This is a genomic window from Nocardiopsis sp. FR4 (genome assembly GCF_009830945.1).
Taxonomy (GTDB): Bacteria; Actinomycetota; Actinomycetes; order Streptosporangiales; family Streptosporangiaceae; genus Nocardiopsis.
Genome location: NZ_VWVV01000074.1, coordinates 1 through 822, shown reverse-complemented (window position 1 = coordinate 822; position 822 = coordinate 1). Strand labels below are relative to the sequence as shown.

Below are 822 nucleotides of genomic sequence, written 5' to 3'. Positions count from 1 at the left end.
TTATCTGGCGCGGGTGCTCAAGGCGCCTTCGCTGCTGGCGGCGGTCGAGCGGTTGGCCGAGCGGGCACGGAACGAGACCTGGACGCATGAGGAGTTCCTGGCCGCGTGCTTGCAGCGGGAGGTCGCGGCCCGGGAGGAGCACGGCGGGGCGGCCCGGATCAAGCAGGCCCGCTTCCCCGCGCTCAAGAGCTTGGAGGAGTTCGACTACGACCACCAGCGGTCGTTGAACCGGGAGGTGATCGCGCATCTGGGCACGCTCGACTTCGTCTCCGCCCGCGAGAACGTGGTGTTCCTGGGCCCGCCGGGGACGGGCAAGACGCATCTGGCGATCGGTTTGGGGATCCGGGCCTGCCAGGCCGGGCACCGGGTCGCGTTCGCGACCGCGGCGCAGTGGGTGAACCGGTTGGCTGATGCGCACACGGCCGGGAGGTTGGAGGCGGAGCTGGTCCGGTTGGCCCGCTATCCGCTGCTGGTGGTGGACGAGGTCGGCTACATCCCGTTCGAGCCGGAGGCGGCCAACCTGTTCTTCCAGCTGGTCTCCAACCGCTATGAGCGGGCGTCGTTGATCGTGACGTCGAACAAGGCGTTCGGGCGGTGGGGAGAGGTGTTCGGCGATGACACGGTGGCCGCGGCGATGATCGACCGCCTGGTGCACCATGCGGAGGTGGTCCCGCTCAAGGGCGACAGCTACCGGTTGAAGGACCGGGATCTGGGTCGGGTTCCGCCATCGGCCGGGACCGCTCGTTAGCAGGTCACACGCGAAGGGAGGGGGTCAACTTTCAGGCGCCGCGAGGGGGTCACTTTTCAGCCGTCGTTGACACT

At 68.5% G+C, this 822-nt stretch carries 1 protein-coding gene; it reads left to right on the top strand.

Annotated elements, in window-relative coordinates:
* On the top strand, positions 1 to 748 hold a 748-nt coding region (gene istB / locus FYW95_RS27480; protein ID WP_160051008.1), incomplete at its 5' end, for an IS21-like element helper ATPase IstB.
* Between the last annotated feature and the right edge of the window lie 74 nt (positions 749 to 822).